Here is a 19,902-nt window from a genome sequence, read left to right as displayed (position 1 = left end):
TTATTCAAAGTCGCGTTCATACATTTGCGCATAATGACCTTGCAATTGCATAAGCTCATCGTGCGTGCCTAACTCAACGATTTGACCGCTGTCTAATACGGCGATACGATCGGCTGATTCAATGGTGGTCAGTCGATGTGCAATGACTAACGTGGTACGATCTTTCATCACATTATCAAGCGCTTGCTGAATGTAATACTCTGATTCATTGTCTAACGCACTGGTTGCTTCATCTAAAATTAAAATTGGTGCATCTTTTAATAGCGCACGAGCAATCGATAAGCGCTGACGCTGCCCGCCAGACAGCTGCAAACCTTCAGCACCAATTTCACTTTGATAGCCATTTGGCATTTTCATAATAAAATCATGAGCAAAGGCATCTTTTGCGGCACGCTCAACCTCCGCTTGGGTTTTATTGGCTAAGCCACCATAAGCAATATTGTTAAATACCGTGGTATTGAACAGGACTACTTGTTGATTGACCATCGCAATCTGCGCCCGTAAGCTCTCAAGCTTAATGTCTTCAATCGGTATACCATCCAAGGTAATTTGCCCAGAAGAGGTCGATAAGGTGCGCGTCAATAAATTTACTAAAGAGGATTTACCAGCACCACTTCGCCCTACCAATGCAACCGTCTCACCCGCTCTTACATCTAACGTAAAGTCACGCAAAGCGACCGTTGAATCAGGATAAACCAGACTGACATTGTCCAGCTTGATTTCGCCCGTCAGAGCAGGGCTAAGCACACCAGTATCTGTTTCTTCTGGCTCATCTAACAAGGCAAAAATAGACTCACCTGCCGCGATACCTTTTTGCAGTTTTTGATTGATGTCAGTCAATGAGCGTACCGGCTTGCTGAGCAAACCTGCAGCCGCGATATATGAGATAAACTCACCCGCTGAGATATTGTCTATCACCGATGGGCGTAGTGCGAGCCACACCACAACTGACATGGCTATAGCCATTAGCAGCTGTACTGCTGGCGTATTGATACTGTTGGTTACCACGACCTTCATGCCTTGGCGTAAGTTCTTTTTCGATGTTTTATCGAAGCGTGCGGCTTCGTATGCTTGACCACCATAGTTTTTGACAACCTGATAGCCACCAATCACTTCATTGGTAATATGGCTGACATCACCCATCGTCTCTTGAATACCCTTAGACAACTTTAGATAACGCTTTGAGGCGATGCGAATAAGCCACAATATTGGCGGTAGTACAACGAATAAAATCAACGTCAAACGCCAATTGCTATAAAGCAAGAAACCTATCAAGGCGACGACTGTCAGACCATCACGCAGTAGCGTCTTCATAGAGTCTGTACTAGCGGCGGTGACTTGCTCAACATCAAATATCAGCTTGGATGAAATGGTACCAGCAGGATTGGCTAAGTAAAAAGAGCTTGGCAGACGAAGCAATTTATTAAAGACTTCCACTCGCAGCTCATATACCAAATTACGTGAGACCAGAGCAGAATAATAATTACCCAAAAAGCTACCAACACCGCGGACAAAAAACAGACCAATGATTAATAATGGAAATAAATCCTGTTTGCTTTGATCGTTCTGATTAATGGCATCGGTAATGTATTGAAGTAATTTGGCAATCCAAATCTCTGTCGCCGCATTAATTGCAAAGCCCAAAACAGTAAGCATTAATGCCCACCAGTATGGTTTTAAATAACTCAACAAACGCAGCAAGGTCTTATGTTTAGGTATGTTTGACGGCTCTGCTGATAGTTTTTTAGCAGCAGTTTTTGCAGAGTCAGGTTGATATGCTTGGCTCATAAAAGCCTCAATTTGGGGGTCATCATATGAATGGACTGCGTTAAAATCACAGTTTTATAAGAGCATCTATCAATGGCATTAAAGTAGCTATAGGCTACTGCGGTAACGGCTGACCAAGTGGCACGACCGTACTGATATTAAGATTCAAAAATCCCAGTTTACCCGCAATATCCATCACTCGCACAACCGATTGATGGGTGGCATTGGCATCCGCAGCAATAACAAATAGCATGTCACGATTACTACCAGCTTCTTGTTGTAGCATACTGGTCAACTCTGCCTCATTGCTACTAGCAAGCGTAATACCGTTCACCAGATAACTGCCATCTTCTTGTACCGCCACTTCGATACTGTTTTTCTCTTCTGTCAGCGCGACACCTTCAGCTTCAGGAAGAATAATATTTAAACGACTAAAATGATTAAACGACGTTGCCAGCAGCAAAAACACAATCAAAAACAACAAGCAATCAATCATCGGGGTCAAGTTAATTTCGAGCGGCTCAACAGTCGGTTTTCTAAAGCGCATATCACTCTCTTTAATTTACTGAATACTCATGTGCTTGATGGATTATTATAGCGTGTTGAACAGTCACAAATACTAAGAAATAAATGCTAAGAAGTGACAGCAACACCATTATTTGAGCTTAATCCATCCACTGCATACTCATTATCTACAACGTCAGCCGATGGCGCACGATGTGCAGGCACATTCAATCCAGCAGTAGATGTATTTTCCAGCAAATGATAATCATACAACTCTTGAATCATGAGTCCCGCTTGCGTCTCAAATTGGGCATTAATATCGATAATACGGCGCTGAAAATAACGATAGGCAACCAGTGCTGGAATAGCCACGATCATACCAGCAGCAGTCGTAATCAACGCTTGTGACACACCAGCAGCAAGCATCGTTGGGTCTTGCATCGCCCCATCGGTAATCGCCAAAAATGACGAAATAATGCCTAACACCGTGCCTAACAACCCCAGTAGTGGCGCAATCGCCCCTATGGTCCCAAGCATATTGATGTTTTTTTCTAACTGATGCACTTGTACGCTAGCGCGGTTTTGCATATGCATCGTCATCGAGTCTAAGCCATATTGACGATACAGTAGCCCTGTCGCTAAAATATCTCCCAAAGGTGTTTTTTCTTTGACATTCATCAACTGTGTACGACCAATATCCCCATTCTCACGTAAGCGCGTGATTAGCTGTTCGCGCAATCTACTCGGAGCAACTTTATTAAACTGTAAGGTATGACTACGCTCGATGATGATAACCAATGCCAATATTGAGCACACCACGATAGGCGTCATCAACCAACCACCCGCTTTTACCAACTCCCACATATTGACTCTCTTTTATATTTTTATAAAAATAGCGGTTATCAAAATATCTTAAATTTACAGCATCATGACAAACTCGTTAGCGATATCAAGCCTGTGATTCTATGTGCTTAATCAAAGCTGCTAACTGATCTTGGTTATGGAAAAATATCTCAACACTACCTTGACCATCTTTTTTGTGTTTGAGTTTGACTTCAGCCCCTAACATATCTGTCAGTCTTTGCGTCAAGCGCTCAACCTCACGAGATTGCGTTTGCTCAGCACGATTGGCTTTCGGTGCAGGCTGCAAGATCGATTTAACCAACTTTTCAGCGTCGCGTACCGTCATACCGCCATCGATAATTTTTTGCGCGATAATCGGCTGCTGCTCAGAGGATAATGCCAAGAGCGTGCGCGCATGACCCATATCTAGGGCGCTATTTGCCAAATGGTCTTTAACTGTATCATGCAGCTGATTGAGGCGCAGCAGGTTTGATACGGTGGTGCGCGCCTTGCCAACGACTTCGGCAATCATCGCATGACTCATACCAAATTCAGTATGAAAGCGTTGTAATGCAGCGGCCTGCTCAATCACAGACAAGTCTTCACGCTGGATATTTTCAATCAAGGCCAGTGCGATGGCAAGCTCATCAGATAAAGCACGTTCAATCGCTGGAATAACGGCTTTACCTGCCATTTTTGCCGCACGCCAGCGGCGCTCACCAGCGATGATCTCATGGGTAACGAATGCTTCACTCTTGTCTTCATTGGCCAATAACGGACGGATAACGATCGGTTGCATAACGCCATGCTGCTCAATCGAAGAAGCCAGCTCTGCAAGCGCCGTTTCACTCATATCACGGCGCGGCTGATACTTACCCGCTTGCAAACGCGTGACATCTATTTGCACCAAACTGATCTGGTCTTCAGAGGCAATGGAATCTGTTCCATTAACACGACTTTTATTAGCCGTACCTTTATTCATCGTGCGCGGCGACCGTGTGGTTCGACTGCTGGCAGTGGTGTCAGAGGCAATAGGTTTGGTCGTTGGTTTTTCACTGGTCTTTTTATTATCAGATTGAGCGGGCGTGCTAATATCTAACCTATCAGCGTTTATCGTTTCAGCTGGCAAAGTACTCTCACGCGCCGCCATGTCGTCTTGCAAGGCAGAGGCGGTGATTTGCTTTTCTTTTTTGATTGACCCCAATAAGGCATCTAAGCCTCGATTGGCAGCCAACCCTCTTTTCTTCGCCATGATTACCTATCCTCTAACGCTAAAATAAAAGCCAAATAATTATTAATACAGCTTACTCATTACTCATAAATACAATATTCAATGTTCAATATCTGTTTGCACGCTTTTGCTTGCAGTCTATCATTGGTGCTAAAAAACATGCATACATGCATGCATATTAGTCACTTTGTTTCATGATTTCAGCCGCCAATTTTTGATAAGCGCGCGCACCTTTTGACCATCTCTCATAAGCGATAACTGGCAAACCATGTGCTGGCGCTTCTGCCAAGCGAATATTTCTTGGAATATGAGTTTTATACATAATATCGCCAAAGTGTGCTTCCAGCTCGGCAGACACGTCGCGAGCCAGTGTATTGCGTGCATCAAATAATGTTCTCACCACGCCGCGGATATATAGCTTTGGATTCAATTCCGTCAAGCGCTCAATCGTCTGCGACAAATCAGCCAAGCCTTCTAGTGCATAGTATTCACACTGCATCGGAATAATAACGCTATCTGTAGCAACTAACGCATTAATCGTCAACAAATTCAAACTGGGTGCACAGTCTATAACCACATAATCGTAAGCAGGTTTTTTAGCAGCTATCTGATCATTGACCAATGCCACCATTGCTGTTTTAAGCAGCTCATGACTATTGGTCTTATTCATTAGGGTGATATCCATGCCAGCCAAATCACGATTGGCACCGATCACATCAAACCCTGCTGGACTGGTAATAATAGCATCAGATAGCGATATTCCATCAAGCAACACATCTGCTATCGTCAGGGCTAGCTCGTTTTTGTCCACACCTGTACCACTTGTCGCATTACCCTGTGGGTCTAAGTCAATCAGCAGTACATGCTTGCGCTTCGCAGCCAAGCTGGCGGTCAAATTTACTGCCGTCGTGGTTTTACCCACGCCGCCTTTTTGATTCGCAATTGCTATGATTTCCATACACTCACTCAATTTAATTAGGGTCTATTACTGTTATTTTACTTTTGGCTTACACAATCAATTTTTCGCTAAACTTTGCATAGCATCATAGGGCGTGTCTTTAATTCACTCAATAGTCATCTAAATGGGCTAAAAATGGATAAATATTGCCAAACATCGTCAAATAGCTTGTTAATATCCCGATATTATCTACGCTATTTTTCTTGTTTGACGGCAATTTATCTCATTTTTATCTCCATTTTTGAAATGAAGACACGCCCTACTCATAAGTGTAAACAGTACGAGTATCTCTATACAATTAGCACTATCTGTATCACCATATTTTGAATATCTTGCCATTCAGATATCAACAAAACTATGTGTCACCGACACGTATCATTTAAAAGGTGTTCATAGCTTAGACATTTTTATAGGACAATTCAATTAAATGACGACTATCATGTAAACGAGGCACTTTAAGCTTAATCGTCTTAATATGCCAGTCATTGTCTAGTGCTTGTAGTTCTTCATCACTTGGTGCTTTGCCTTTCATCGCGCATAGGTAACCTGTTTCTGCTAAGCGCGGCTGAGCCACTTCGACAAAATCGATCAAACTGGCAAAGGCTCTAGAAGTCACAACGTCATAGCTGGCTTCATGCGCCTCGATACGAGAAGCGATTGGCTGCATATTATTCAAGCCAAGCTCGCTGCTGATTTGCTTAATAAAACGAATTTTTTTCTGATTACTATCAAGTGCGGTGCATTGACGCTCTGGCTGACAAATCGCGATGATAACCGCTGGCATCCCTGCCCCTGTGCCAATATCTAACAGTGACCCTGACGGTAAATGCGTTATAATAGCCAAACAATCGATTATATGTTTGATCAAAGCCTCTTCTGGATCAGTGATGGCGGTCAGATTATACGCTTTATTCCACAACAAAAGCTGGTCTAAGTACAATAATAATGTGCGCTGCTGCGTCTCACTCAAGGATAACTTGAGCTCATTGACTGCTTGTGCCAAGGTATTCGCCAGCGCTGGCAACTGTGCGCCAAGCTTTACAAAGCCAGTCGGATCAATACGGATATTGCCCGTGTGAGCAGAAGATGAAGATGTTTTAGTAAAGTCTGACATACAACGAGTTATCCAGTTTTGACATGTGAACCGTCTATTTTATCATGCAGTCTGCCCATTGAATAGTTGCAGATTGCGCCAATGTGAGACATCTTATACTATCTGAGCCTATATTGAGGCGTTATTGTTCTTTGATCGTCCTAAATGATAGTGAATGATTGCTTATCCATACATTTTTAACAGACCTTGCTAATGATACAAAACTGCTTTTAATGATTTATCTAAAGCATGGCTATATCTTGTAAAATATCTGTATTAATAATCAAGCTCAGTACTAAAAATTTAGCACAACAATCAATATTACCACGCCACTTTCTACAAACGATATACTTTATGCCTATGACCGAACAGCCACACATCCCTACCTCTCAATTATCAAGAGACGCTAATAAAAAAGACGCTAATAATATGGCAACACCCATCATTGAATTAAAAAGCACCAAATCAGCAACACCGAATGCACCGCATCCATGCTTTATTGATATCAAGCAGCGCTGCCTTGTCACCGCTGAGCAACTAAAACGCTATAGCGACCCTGATGAATTACCCTCGGATACTCGCACGGCACCAGATCTAGACGTTGGCTTTGGTCAGCAGCGTGCACTAAAAGCCTTACAAACAGCTTTAGATATCAAAGCCAGTGGCTATCATGTGTTTGCGGCTGGTGAAAATGGCTTGGGCAAACGCACCGTCATCAGCCGCTTGCTAACGCGTATTGCCGCCGATGCACCCACACCTGACGACTGGGTATATGTGCATAATTTTACCGATCCACGTACCCCTTTAGCGCTGCGACTACCTGCGGGGCAAGCCTCCTTATTGCAGCAGCAAGTCAATCAATTATGGCAACAAGCCAAAAAACGATTGAGCCAACGCTTTCGTAGTGACCAATATCAAAGCAAAATCGAAGCCATCAAAAATGACACACATCAAAAAGAAAGTCAGGCTTATGATGTGCTCAATGCAGAAGGCAAACAATATGATTTGGCGTTGACGTTTCGCTCCTTTGATAATAAAGCAGTGTTTGTACATCCCAGTCAACTCGCGACAGAAACTAGTGGTGGTGATGATAAATTATCTGCTAGCCATAAAAATAAATCCGTGAGCGATAATAGTAGCAAAGCGAGCATTTCTAGCACCGAGTATAACGATCCTACGAATGCAGAGCAGAATGAAAGCAATACTGAATACGGCAATAGTGAATACGAAGCTGAGTTAAATAACTTTGTTCAAAAAAACCATATGCAAAAACGCTTAAGTCAGTTGACCATCGCGTTAGAGCAGTTAGAAGACGAAGCCAATAATGCGATAGAAGCCCTGCATCGCAATATTGCACGTCGTGCACTGCAACCTTTATTTGCCCCTGTTTATGAGCAATTTGCCAGTCACCCGCTGGTCATTGATTATCTCAAGACCGTATTTGCCGACATGGTTACGCATGTCGAGCGCATCGTCAATGGCGATGACGAAGAGTTTGTGACAGCAGTTTTGGCCACAACCCCAAGTCGCTATGCGGTCAACGTCATTGTCAGTCACATGCCGGACGACGGTGCACCCGTCATCTTTGAAGACTTGCCAACGCATTTGAACTTATTGGGTCATGTCGAGCAAATCACCCAATTGGGCACGGTCACCACTGATGTCAGTATGATTCGAGCAGGTGCTCTACACCGTGCCAATGGTGGTTATTTACTATTAGAAGCGAGTCACTTACTTGAGCATCCGTATGCTTGGCAGGGTCTCAAGCGGGCGCTACAATCACGCAAAATCAAACTCTCAAGCCTTGAACAAATGCTAACCTTAACAGGTAGCTTATCGTTAGCACCTGCCCCCATTGACCTTGATGTTAAAGTGATTTTGCTTGGTGAAGCAGACTTATATTATGAGCTGTTAGAGCTTGAGCCTGAGTTTGATGCGGTATTTAAAGTACGTGCAGATTTTCACGATGATGTGCCTCGCAGCAGTGAGCATGAATTGGCGTTAGTCGCGAAAATGGCTGACATCATTGACTATGCCAATCTCTATCCGTTTGATCGTAGCGCGCAAGCTGCCCTACTTGAGCATTTAAGCTTACAAGCAGAAGACCAAGACCGCTTAAGCTTGCACAGTGATTTATTAATCAAGCTGTTGCATGAGTCTAACCGCCACGCGCATTTAAGCGGAAAAAACATTGTCAATGCCTATCATGTCACACAAGCCATCGATGATATGGACGAGCGTTCAGGATACCTGCGTGACCTCTATTGGGATGAGCTAAAAAACGGTCAGCAGCTTATTCAAACCACAGGCAGCGCGGTCGGACAAGTCAATGCGCTGACAGTGGTCAGCTATGCCGATAGCGAGTTTGGCATGCCCGCCCGCCTGACTGCCGTCATTCAACCAAATATCGGTACCGGTGAGATTCTCGATATCGAGCGTGATGTAGATTTGGGCGGTAGTTTACACGCCAAAGGCATGCTGATTATGACCAGCTATTTGCGCGCCTTATTCAGCCAACATCATGCGCTCAACTTTAGCGCCTCGCTCGCTTTTGAGCAAAGCTACGCCCACATCGATGGCGATAGTGCCACCGTCAGCGAAGGCTGTGCGCTGCTATCTGCCTTAGCAAACGTACCGATTGATCAATCATTTGCCATTACTGGCTCTATGAACCAATTGGGCGAAGTGCAAGCGGTTGGTGGCATCAATTCTAAAATCGCCGGATTCTTTGATGCATGCCGCGAGCAAGAATTGACTGGGCAGCAAGGCGTGGTCATTCCAATGGCCAATGTCAAACAGCTCATGCTGCGTGACGACATCATTGCTGCCGTCAAAGCGAACGAATTTCATATTTATGGTGTCTATACACTGAGCGAAGCCTTGACGCTGATGACTGGTTTACCTATCGATACCATGAACAAGAAAGGTCGCTATCGTAAAGACACGTTATTTGGCAAAGTTTTAAGTCGTCTGATGTTATGGGATGAAAATCAAGATAACAATGACGATGATATTAATGATAAAAAGTCCAAAAAGAAAGATAAAAAAAAGCAGAAAGCAAAACGTCAAAAAAAACGGGACAAGAGAAAAAAGGAAAAACACAAAGACAAGGCGGAGCACAACGAAGTCAGTATAAATGATGATCAAGGTATCAACCAAAGCATCAATCAAGGTATCGATAACAATGCCACTAAAACGCCCATTGACGCCATATAAGCTGATTTATAGTGAAATTTAGCCTTGTCAAAACCAATCAATAAGTCAGTGTGCTAATTTAAGACATGCCCTAGACGCTACGATGCTTTTCTGCGATGATGAATGGTTAATACTCCGCTAAGCTATACAAAAGCCAACTCGTAATTTCATAAAGGTTATCGCTTAATGACTGTACATTCTACTGACGCCGACCACTCTCATGCTCAAACGAGCTCTGTTGAGCAAGCTAATACTGTAGCGGCAGCGGACAGTCATGTCTCAGAAGATAATAACGATAATCGCCATGGCGCGGCGACGACAGCGCGCCAGTGGCAAGTGCTATCGCAACTACAGCGCAACCGCTGGGTGGGCACAACCCATATCTACGAGCAGCTGATGATGGCAGGCTTTGACATCAGCCTACGCACTGTCCAGCGCGACTTAAATGCGCTGGCAAAACGCTTTCCCATAGAAAAAAACAACGCCAACCCGCAAGGCTGGCGCTGGCGTGATGACGCGCCACTCCAAAGCTTACCGCACATGAATCTATCGCAAGCAGTCGCCTTTAATATGGTTGAAGCCAATCTAACTCAGCTACTACCACCTGTTATTTTAGATGAATTATTCCCGTGGTTTGACTTGGCAAGGCGGCAGCTAAAAAACAGTAAAGTCACCCATTCATGGATCGACAGAGTGCGTATCGAGCCTGCCACTCAGCCACTAATCGCGCCGCATATTGACTTGGATAGCAAAGACAATATTTACCATGCGCTATTTTATCAATTACAAATCAAAGCCAGCTATACCCGCAGCAATAAATCACAGGCCAGTGAATATCTTTTGAATCCCATCGCTATCATCCAGCGCGGTGTGATTATTTATCTGCTGGCAACTCGTACTGATGATCCAAACTTTACCATTCGTACCTTTGCCCTACATCGATTTGCTAGCGTTGACATTCTTGAAAGCGCCGCACAAACACCTGAGAGTTTCCAACTCGATACTTATTTGGATGCGGGTGGTATGGGCTTTAGCCATCCCTTATTCGGTGAGCTGCCTAATCATGGCAAAAACACCGCTATTGAGCTACAATTCACCAAACAAGCGGGCAAAAGCCTGACTGAAAGCAAGCTCAGTGACGATCAAACTGTTACGTTGGATGATGACACGCTGACCATTCAAGCCACTGTCAACCTAACGTCGCAACTGGTTTGGTGGTTGCGTGGTTTTGGCAATGGTTTATTGAATGCCAAACCAGCATTGTTACATCAAGCCGTATTGGATAAGTTTTTTGATCATAAATAACAACTGCGAGTAATGACGCTCAAATCTAACCGTATTCAGACGATTACCACTATTTAAAAATAAAGAACGAAAATAGATAAGGAATGTTATGCCGACCACTGCCTCATTGCCATTACTGTCAGACAGTTTAAGAGGACTGGGCTTAGATGCTGGAACCTTATTTTTTGCGCTAAACTATGAATTTACCAAGATTGAGCCAAAAGGCATGTTTAAGCGCTTTAAAAAAAACCAGAGCGCTATTGATATTGATTTGGCTTGCGTACTATATGACGAAAATTGCACCATCAGTGATATCGTTTGGTTCAAACAATTGCGCGATAAAGCGGAATCAGTGAAACATCAAGGCGACAGTCTCAATGGCAAAGATCGCGGCGAACAAGCGATGTATTTGGCACCTCTTGACCAAGAGCAAATCAGGCTTTACTTAGATAAAATCCCAGCACATATCACCCACATTGCTATGATAGCCAACTCTTACCACGGTCATCCGTTTTCAAGAGTCAAAAAAGGCGAGATTCATCTAAGCGATGATGAAGGCAATCGATGTTTTGAAGTCAATCTAAAGCAACTGCCACGTGATTGCACGACGCTTTGGGTGGCACATTTACGCCGAGAAGTGGATGATTGGCATCTCACACTGCAAAACTTACCCCTTCCTGCCGAAGATTTAGCAACGGCGGCGCAGCAAGTCGCCCATGAATTGGCACGTGCGCTACCCATTCCACAAGCTATCTAAATACCATAAACTATCCTTTTATTGCTAATAAAAAGGGTGCAACGTTCTGATCACGTTGCACCCTTTTCTTACATATCCATTTTTTGAAACCTAAAATAATTACTATAAAAGACTTACAGTGGTTCACCGCAATGTGGGCAAAAGTTCTTTTGTCGTTCTTCCACTTCTCTTTCGCGGCGCTCAAGCTCTTGTTCGCGTAATACCTGTAATACGATATTTTGCGCCTGCTCTTTATCCAGTCCCAGCTCACGGCGAATTTTATCGATCATCATCTGATTTTTCACCAAATCAAAATCACTATCAATCAACTGTGCTCGAAAGTCCTGTTCAAGCTCTTCACGGCGCTGAGCAAGCTCATTTGCCAAACCAGTCGCTAAAATACCTGCAGGTAATGCCGCCAGACCCACACCTAATATGGTAATAACCGCACCCAATATTTTACCCGCATTGGTAATCGGCGTAACATCGCCATAGCCCACCGTCGTTAGCGTCACCACCGCCCACCACATCGCTTTAGGTATCGACTCAAATTCTTCTGGCTGGGCGTGGTTTTCAACCAAGTAAATGCCGCTAGAGGCCGTCACAATCATAATTATTAAGATAAAAATAACCGCTTGGAACGAGCCTTTTTCTTTGCTAATGACCACCAATAAGATGCGTAACGAAGCAAAATAGCGGGTCAGTTTGAGAATTCGGAATAAACGTAAAATACGTAAGAAGCGTAAATCAATCGTAACAAAGAAATTCAGGAAAGCTGGCGCAATGGCGACTAAATCAATCAACGCAGAAGGACTTTTTAACCACTCCCAGCGCTGACGCCAAGTGGTGTTATCTGGCTTTTCCTCTGCCACACTCCACAAACGCAGCAAATACTCAATAGAAAACACCACGATAGAGAAATTTTCAAACCAAGTAAAATACTCTTGATAAGGGTAATACCAACTGTCAACCGACTCAGCAATGACCGCTGCTACATTGGTCATGATTAAAAATATTAAAAAATAGTCAACGCAACGGCTAAACAGCGTATCGTGCTCATCATTTTGCAGAATATCGTAAACGAAAAGACGCAAGCGCCGTATAGATTGGAATAGCATGCCGTCCCTATGCGGTGAAACACCGGTCTTATATTAATATAATAAAGCAGTCATCACAGAATATGACATTAATGCTCGGTCACCATCAGTATTTCATACCCATCACTACTTAGCGATTTAGTGCTCTTAGAGTATTACTAATGAAAGGACTGGCTTATTTAGTATGAATCATGATCGATGATTATACTAAATTTAAATAATACATGTAGGCAAACAAAATTAGTACCAGCACAATGGCGATGATAGCGAAGCGTAAGAATCGTTCATCAGCACGTAATTGCTCACTGATATCTTGAGCAGGCAGCAAAAATAAGTTGCATTCAGGACAGCAAGAGTCCATCCGATCCAATATCGTTACAGAACGTGCGTTTGTGCAGCGTAGAGGAGAATTACTACAATAGCCAAGCATAATATATTACCCCTCTTTTCCCACTCTCGTTATTCATTCGAAAAGTAATGAGACTATCATTACCGACTCTAAGCTTTTGACATTTTAACATTCTAAAAATATCAGCGAGAGTTTAGCATCATTGACTATCGACCAAATTCTAGCACCGCACCTCTGTGTAACATCGTATAATAGAATCTAAGTCCTGCCTCACAAATACTAACTGTCCTAAGTAATGTTTAATTACCTCAACAAATATACCTTTAACGGTAAATTTATGCCATAAAAGCCATTAATATGCGTTTAAAACCTTACAGTAAATATGGTTTTGTATTATAATGGCGTTGTAATGTTACAGGTTAGTCAATAATCATAACATTGTGTATCGGTACCTAATGTCATCCCTCGTTAGATAGCCACCGATAATCTTCTATCACGTTAAGGAATCAAATGATGAAACTACAATCCCTAGTTTTAGCCACTGCTGCTGCACTTACTATGACCACAGCATTTGCTGTACCAGCTGGTACTTGGTCTGTCGCTGCTGGTGCTCACATGGTTGACCCAAAGAGCGATAACGGTACACTTGCAGATGGCACTATTGGTGTCGACGTAGACAGTGATGTCCAACCAACCATTAGCGGCGAATATTTCGTTGCCAATAACATTGGTATTGAATTACTAGCGGCTACACCATTCCATCATGACATTACCTTAACTGCTGGCGATGCTACTATCGATGCTAAAACTCAGCATTTACCACCGACTCTATCGGTACAGTATCACTTCGATGGCTACAACATGCCTATGAATGTGAAACCATTTGTTGGTGTTGGTGTGAACTATACAACTTTCTTTAAAGAAAAAATCTATAGCGATGCTTTCGAAAAATTAGAACTTGATGATAGCGTCGGCGTTGCTGGTCACATCGGTCTTGACATACCTTTTGCCCCAACTGAATACTTCCGTATTGATGCTCGCTATATGGACATCAAAACAGACGCCAGCGTAAAAGCTAATGGTGAGACCATTGACCTTGGTGAAGTTGACATCAGCCCTTGGGTATATGGCGTTGCTTTTGTTAAGACTTTCTAATATAACATAAAGTAATGTGAATAAAAAAAGCTGGCTTAATCGCCGGCTTTTTTGTGCTTAAAGCTCAAGCGGTAATGATTATAGATAAAAAGATTATAGATAAAAACGATTGTGCTAAAGTCATTAACTGCTAAAAATTTGGTGACTATTAGGGCGTGTTGAACATTCATAATTTCAGCCAGATATAGGCACAAGCGAGAGCCACTGTGTTCTCATAACTTTGTTTGAGCTTATCAAATCTAGTTGCAACCGCCCTGTAGTTTTTTAACTTAGCAAAAGCATTTTCTACTAAGTGCCGAGCCTTGTACAAGTGCCAGTCCATATGGTTATTGGTGAACTTAGTATTCTGTTTTCTAGGAATATTATTGAAGCAACCCGCTTGTTCAATATGGTCTCGCAGCGGATCAGAATCATAGCCCTTATCGGCACATAGCATGTCTGTACCACTTAAATTAATCTTATCCACTAAATCTGGTGCTACCTTTACATCGTGAGTCGTGCCATCTGATAAGATAAAAGTAATAGGATTACCGTGAGCATCAACCGCTAAATGAATCTTGGTGGCGCGTCCTGCCACACTTTTACTAATGGCTTGTTCCACCTCATTGCTACCATTACTGTGCTGATGCGCTTTAATGTGTGTGCCATCGATAAATACCCATTCACAGTCTGAGTCTTTAATTAATAAAGCGAACAGTGCAATCAGTTTATTGCTACGAAACCAGCGCTGATAAGCCTTGTAGACGGTATTAGGCTTACCAAAGTAAGGTGGCAGATCACGCCAAGGACAGCCAACACGCATACGATATAATACGCCTTCGACTGTTTGTCTAAGATTTCCTTTGTCATAGATATTAAGTTCTAGTAATATAGGTCTTAGTCTTGTCCAGTGTTGATCTTTGAGCATTGTACGAGGCATAGCAAACGAGGTCTTTTTTGTGTGAGAACTTAAAGACTAACCGTTTGCTATTTTTTTGCCATCGTTTTATTCCCAATGTTCAACACGCCCTAGTATCAAATTTTAATCATAAAAAAAGACCATCCTAAGACAGTCTTCTTTTTTCAGAGCCTTTTAGTACAAACGATTCTTATAGCAAAATACGGCGCGGATCAGCCAGCAATGTTGCGATATAACGGGTAAATACGGCAGCATCTGCGCCATTAATCACACGGTGATCGTAAGACAGTGACAATGGCAACATGAGACGCGGCTCAAAGCTTTGCTTCTTAGCATCCCAACGTGGCTGCATGCTTGCCTCAGACACACCTAAAATACCCACTTGAGGCCAATTTACTAATGGCGTAAAGGCAGTGCCACCCAAGTTGCCTTGGCTTGATATGGTAAAGCTTGCGCCTTGCAAATCTTTAGTAGTGAGTTTTTTGTCACGCGCTTTTACCGCAAGCTCACCAATTTCAATGGCGATTTGCTTCAAGCCTTTATCCTGCACATTTTTGATAACAGGTACGATGAGACCATCATCCGTTGCCACCGCGATGCCCATATTGACGCTTTTACGCAAGATAACTTGCGTATTGTCGTCGCTTAAATGACTGTTAAAGCGTGGATGCTGCGTTAAAGCATAGGCCGTCGCTTTGACCACGAACGCTAAAATCGTGAAGCCGATACCTTCTGCTTTCATGCTACCTTTTAGCTCGCCACGCAGTTTTTCTGTCTCAGTGATATCAGACAAGTCAAACTGGGTCACTTGTGGCAACAAGGTATTGTAGTTGAGCTGCGGTATCGAGACTTTTTGTAGACGGCTAAGGTCTTGGGTTGTTGTTTCACCCCAAATCTCAATGTTGCTCATATTAGGTAAGCTTGGCAGGCTAGCGCTGGCTACATTGCCATTGGCAGGTGCCGCTTTTTGAGTGCTTAAGCTTTCTTTAACATGCGCAAACAAGTCTTCCTTTAAGATACGATCATTCAGCGCCGAACCATTCACTTGGGTGATATCGACACCTAACTGACGCGCCAGCTTACGTACGGCTGGACCTGCATATACGTCAACCAACTTTTCATTGACCTGTGCTTCAGTCAACTTGTCAGCTTGCTTACTAGCGACCCCATTAGGCGTTGTAGATTTTTCTGCCTGTTTTGGCTCACCCGTTGTTTTAGCAGCAGCTTTTTCTTCTGCTTTGGCTGGTGCTGAAGGCTTTGGCTCAGCGCTATCTGATGTAGACTCACTTTCATCAGCAGCATCTGTACCACTACTCATGATAACGATAAAGTCTTGACCATTAGCAACCATGTCACCTGTTTCAACCAGTATTTTTTCAATCTTACCAGCGACTGGTGCGGGTACTTCTACCGATGCTTTATCAGATTCAATCAATAGGATTGATTGATCCGCAGTCACGATGTCACCAACACTGACCATGATTTCAGAAACTTGCGCTTCATCAACACCTAAATCTGGCAATGCATGAGTGGTCGATTTACCAGCGTTAGACGCAGGCTTGTCATTAGAGTCAGACGAGGCTGATTCAGTTGCCGCAGGCTCAGCCTTTGTTTCTGGCTTAGCAGCCGTTTCATCTGCCTTTTGCTTCTCGTCAGCAGCGCTATTTTCTTTAGTGTCTACATTGCTTTCTGCACTGTCTTCTACGCTTTCAAGCTCGATAAGCACCATACCTTCACTGACCTGATCACCAACAGCAACGCTGATTTTGGTGACTTTGCCAGCAGCGGAACTTGGTACTTCAACCGAGGCTTTGTCAGATTCTAATAGAATGATGTTGTCATCTTTTGCGATGACATCACCCACTTCTACCATAATTTCGCTGACTTCGGCGCTATCAACACCCAAATCGGGGGCTTTAATATCCATGATTTATCTCCTAGTCTTATGATTATTATTCTTTGACATCACCGTTATTAAGTAAAGTCGCATCCGCTTGGTCTTCAGCTCGACCTTCATTACTGATTTCATCATCATCTTCAGCGACAAATTCAGGAACAGGATTTGGATTGACATTACCAGGTGCTGGTGCATCGGGAGAATGATCATAATAAGGCTGTTGTTGCCAAGCAGGTGGTTGATCCACATCGATGCCTAAACTTGAGATGGCATCTTTCACCAAACGCATCTCGACTTCACCCTCATCCGCTAGGCGTTTGAGCGTCGCAACCACGATATGAGCCGCATCAACGTTGAAGAAACTACGCAAATTTTCACGGGTATCAGAACGACCGTAGCCATCTGTGCCTAGCGTAGTATAAGGACGATTATCTGGCAACCAAGCACGGATTTGCTCCGAATAATTGCGCATATAATCCGTCGCAGCGACGACGATACCTTCATGCGGCGCTAACTGCTCAGTCACCCATGGCACCCGCTCTTCATCCATTGGATGCAAGCGGTTGTAGTCATCACAGACCATGCCGTCACGAGTCAACTCGTTAAAGCTGGTCACGCTCCAGACGTTGGAGGTGATATTGAACTCATCTTTTAGAATCTGCGCCGCTTTTTGTACTTCACGTAAAATAACGCCAGATCCTAATAGCTGCACTTGGGTTGAACCATTGTCTTCAAGCAAATACATACCGCGCTTGATGCCTTCTTCGGCACCTTCTGGCATCTCAGGTTGCTCATAGTTTTCATTCATGAGTGTTAAGTAATAATAAACGCGTTCGCCTTCACCATACATACGGCGTAGACCGTCATGCATGACGACTGCTAGCTCGTAACCGAAGCAAGGATCATAAGTCACACAGTTAGGCACAACGTTGAATAGAATCTGCGAATGACCATCTTGATGCTGCAAGCCTTCGCCGTTCAAGGTGGTACGACCAGCTGTTGCACCTAATAAGAAACCTTGTGCTTGACAATCACCTGCCGCCCAAGCCAAATCACCCACACGCTGGAAACCAAACATCGAATAGTAGATATACATCGGAATCATCGGTAGCGCGTTCACAGAATAACTGGTTGCAAGCGCAATCCACGTACTCATTGCGCCTGCTTCGTTGATACCTTCTTCTAACATGTGACCGTCGATGGCTTCTTTATACCCCATCAAAGCTTCACTGTCTTCTGGCGTATATTTTTGACCAACAGCTGAGTAGATGCCCAACTGACGGAACATACCTTCTAAACCAAAAGTACGCGCTTCATCAGGTACAATCGGCACGACGCGATCTTGGATGTCTTTGTTTTTGAGCATGGCTGACAACAAGCGTACGAATACCATGGTCGTCGACTGCTCTTTACCATTGCTGCCTTTTAATACCCGATCAAACATCGACAATTCAGGAATATTCAATGGGATATGACCACTGCGGCGATTTGGCAAATGACCACCTAGCGCTTCGCGGCGACCTTTAAGGTACTTCATCTCCGCTGAACCTTCTTCAGGGCGATAAAATGGTAGCGTCTCTAGCTGCTCGTCAGTAAATGGTAAATCAAAGCGATCACGGAAATACATCAACGCTTCTTGATCGAGTTTCTTAATCTGATGTGATTTATTGACCGCTTGTGTTTGAGCCGATAAGCCATAGCCTTTAACGGTTTTGACTAAAATAACGGTTGGCTGACCTTTGGTTTTCATCGCTTCACTGAATGCAGCATACACTTTCATTGGATCATGACCACCACGATTCAAGCGCGAGATATCCTCATCAGATAGCGCATCAGCCATCTCTTCTAACTCAGGATATTTACCAAAGAACTCTTTGCGAGTGAACTCAGCTGTACGGGCTTCGTATAGCTGATACTCACCATCGACCACTTCTTCCATACGATGTTTGAGCACGCCCGTTTTGTCATTGGCAAGTAAGCTGTCCCATTTACCACCCCAGATAACTTTAATCACCCGCCAGCCGGCACCGCGGAACACAGACTCTAGCTCTTGGATAATTTTACCGTTACCACGGACTGGACCATCAAGACGCTGTAAATTACAGTTGACGACCCAGATTAGGTTATCTAGCTTTTCACGACCAGCGAGAGAAATCGCACCCAAGCTTTCTGGCTCATCCGTCTCACCATCACCCAAGAATGTCCAAATCTTACGACCTTCTTTCTCTAGCAGACCGCGGTTTTCCATATAGCGATGTACATGCGCATGATAGATAGACATGATCGGACCAAGTCCCATCGATACGGTTGGGAATTGCCAATAATCTGGCATGAGGTACGGATGCGGATAGCTTGATAAGCCTTTGCCGCCGACTTCACGACGGAAATTATCCAGCTGATCTTCGGTCAATCGACCTTCTAAATAAGAACGCGCATAAATACCGGGTGCTGAGTGACCTTGATAATAAATCATATCACCACCGAAATGATCGCTGGCAGCACGGAAAAAATGGTTAAAACCTGTCTCGTATAGCGTGGCACTAGAAGCGAACGTCGCTAAATGCCCCCCCAAATCGTCGTCATTTTTGTTCGCGCGCATGACCATGGCCAATGCGTTATAGCGAATCAAAGCACGAATTTTGCGCTCAATGGTTAGGTCGCCAGGGTACATCGGTTCATCTTCAACGGCGATGGTATTGATATAAGCGGTATCAAGACGATTGAACGGCAGATCTTCTTGAACTGCCATATTGTATAAAGCTTTTAGCAGAAACTGAGCACGATCTTTGTCTGCATGTTTGATAACAGATTCAAACGCTTCCAGCCACTCTTGGGTTTCGGTGCTATCAGCATCCTTATAATAATTCATCACTATTGTCCTTTTTTATCAGTCAG

At 43.7% G+C, this 19,902-nt stretch carries 14 protein-coding genes; 4 read left to right on the top strand and 10 right to left on the bottom strand.

What is annotated here, in order from left to right:
- The 6 genes from msbA to rsmG form a co-directional block, all read right to left on the bottom strand.
- Window positions 1–1,788 (bottom strand): lipid A export permease/ATP-binding protein MsbA, encoded by a 1,788-nt coding sequence (gene msbA, locus Q6344_05455; protein WLG14783.1) that lies wholly within the window; start codon window positions 1,786–1,788, stop codon window positions 1–3.
- A 94-nt stretch (window positions 1,789–1,882) separates the two neighbouring features.
- Window positions 1,883–2,314: a biopolymer transporter ExbD gene (locus Q6344_05450; protein ID WLG14782.1), complete on the bottom strand. Its 432-nt coding sequence runs from the start codon at window positions 2,312–2,314 to the stop codon at window positions 1,883–1,885.
- 86 nt (window positions 2,315–2,400) lie between these two features.
- Window positions 2,401–3,135 carry a MotA/TolQ/ExbB proton channel family protein gene (locus tag Q6344_05445; protein ID WLG14781.1) on the bottom strand — a complete coding sequence of 245 codons (735 nt, stop codon included), beginning with the start codon at window positions 3,133–3,135 and terminating at the stop codon, window positions 2,401–2,403.
- Window positions 3,136–3,220: 85 nt separating this feature from the next.
- On the bottom strand, window positions 3,221–4,366 hold the full coding sequence (locus Q6344_05440) for a ParB/RepB/Spo0J family partition protein (protein ID WLG14780.1): 1,146 nt from the start codon (window positions 4,364–4,366) through the stop codon (window positions 3,221–3,223).
- Window positions 4,367–4,523: 157 nt separating this feature from the next.
- The gene (locus Q6344_05435) at window positions 4,524–5,303 is read right to left on the bottom strand and encodes a ParA family protein (GenBank protein WLG14779.1); all 780 of its coding nucleotides are present in this window, start codon (window positions 5,301–5,303) and stop codon (window positions 4,524–4,526) included.
- Between the two features lie 397 nt (window positions 5,304–5,700).
- Window positions 5,701–6,417, bottom strand: coding sequence for a 16S rRNA (guanine(527)-N(7))-methyltransferase RsmG (gene rsmG, locus Q6344_05430; GenBank protein ID WLG14778.1), 717 nt, complete (start codon window positions 6,415–6,417; stop codon window positions 5,701–5,703).
- Window positions 6,418–6,756: 339 nt separating this feature from the next.
- On the opposite strand from rsmG, the gene Q6344_05425 reads away from it, so the two are divergent.
- The 3 genes from Q6344_05425 to Q6344_05415 all read left to right on the top strand — a co-directional run bounded on the left by Q6344_05425 (window position 6,757) and on the right by Q6344_05415 (window position 11,632).
- Window positions 6,757–9,612 carry an ATP-binding protein gene (locus Q6344_05425; protein WLG15149.1) on the top strand — a complete coding sequence of 952 codons (2,856 nt, stop codon included), beginning with the start codon at window positions 6,757–6,759 and terminating at the stop codon, window positions 9,610–9,612.
- Between the two features lie 165 nt (window positions 9,613–9,777).
- On the top strand, window positions 9,778–10,896 hold the full coding sequence (locus Q6344_05420; protein WLG14777.1) for a WYL domain-containing protein: 1,119 nt from the start codon (window positions 9,778–9,780) through the stop codon (window positions 10,894–10,896).
- Between the two features lie 88 nt (window positions 10,897–10,984).
- A complete protein-coding gene (locus tag Q6344_05415) occupies window positions 10,985–11,632 on the top strand; it encodes a TerD family protein (protein ID WLG14776.1) in 648 nt (215 codons plus the stop codon).
- A gap of 113 nt (window positions 11,633–11,745) precedes the next feature.
- Here Q6344_05415 and Q6344_05410 read toward each other — a convergent pair whose 3' ends face one another.
- On the bottom strand, window positions 11,746–12,729 hold the full coding sequence (locus Q6344_05410; GenBank protein WLG14775.1) for an ion transporter: 984 nt from the start codon (window positions 12,727–12,729) through the stop codon (window positions 11,746–11,748).
- Window positions 12,730–13,570: 841 nt separating this feature from the next.
- Here Q6344_05410 and Q6344_05405 point away from each other — a divergent pair.
- On the top strand, window positions 13,571–14,212 hold the full coding sequence (locus Q6344_05405; protein WLG14774.1) for an OmpW family outer membrane protein: 642 nt from the start codon (window positions 13,571–13,573) through the stop codon (window positions 14,210–14,212).
- A 166-nt stretch (window positions 14,213–14,378) separates the two neighbouring features.
- Here the strand turns inward: Q6344_05405 and Q6344_05400 are convergent, their stop codons facing one another.
- The 3 genes from Q6344_05400 to aceE form a co-directional block, all read right to left on the bottom strand.
- A complete protein-coding gene (locus Q6344_05400; protein WLG14773.1) occupies window positions 14,379–15,131 on the bottom strand; it encodes an IS5 family transposase in 753 nt (250 codons plus the stop codon).
- Window positions 15,132–15,300: 169 nt separating this feature from the next.
- Complete coding sequence (locus Q6344_05395; protein WLG14772.1) at window positions 15,301–17,037, bottom strand: 2-oxo acid dehydrogenase subunit E2; 1,737 nt, start codon at window positions 17,035–17,037, stop codon at window positions 15,301–15,303.
- 25 nt (window positions 17,038–17,062) lie between these two features.
- Window positions 17,063–19,876: a pyruvate dehydrogenase (acetyl-transferring), homodimeric type gene (aceE, locus tag Q6344_05390; protein ID WLG14771.1), complete on the bottom strand. Its 2,814-nt coding sequence runs from the start codon at window positions 19,874–19,876 to the stop codon at window positions 17,063–17,065.
- Between the last annotated feature and the right edge of the window lie 26 nt (window positions 19,877–19,902).

The sequence above is a fragment of the Psychrobacter cibarius genome (assembly GCA_030686115.1).
In the GTDB taxonomy this organism is placed as follows: Bacteria; Pseudomonadota; Gammaproteobacteria; order Pseudomonadales; family Moraxellaceae; genus Psychrobacter; species Psychrobacter cibarius_C.
Note: the sequence above shows the minus strand (reverse complement) of the source record. Positions and strands in the feature narration are given on the sequence as shown.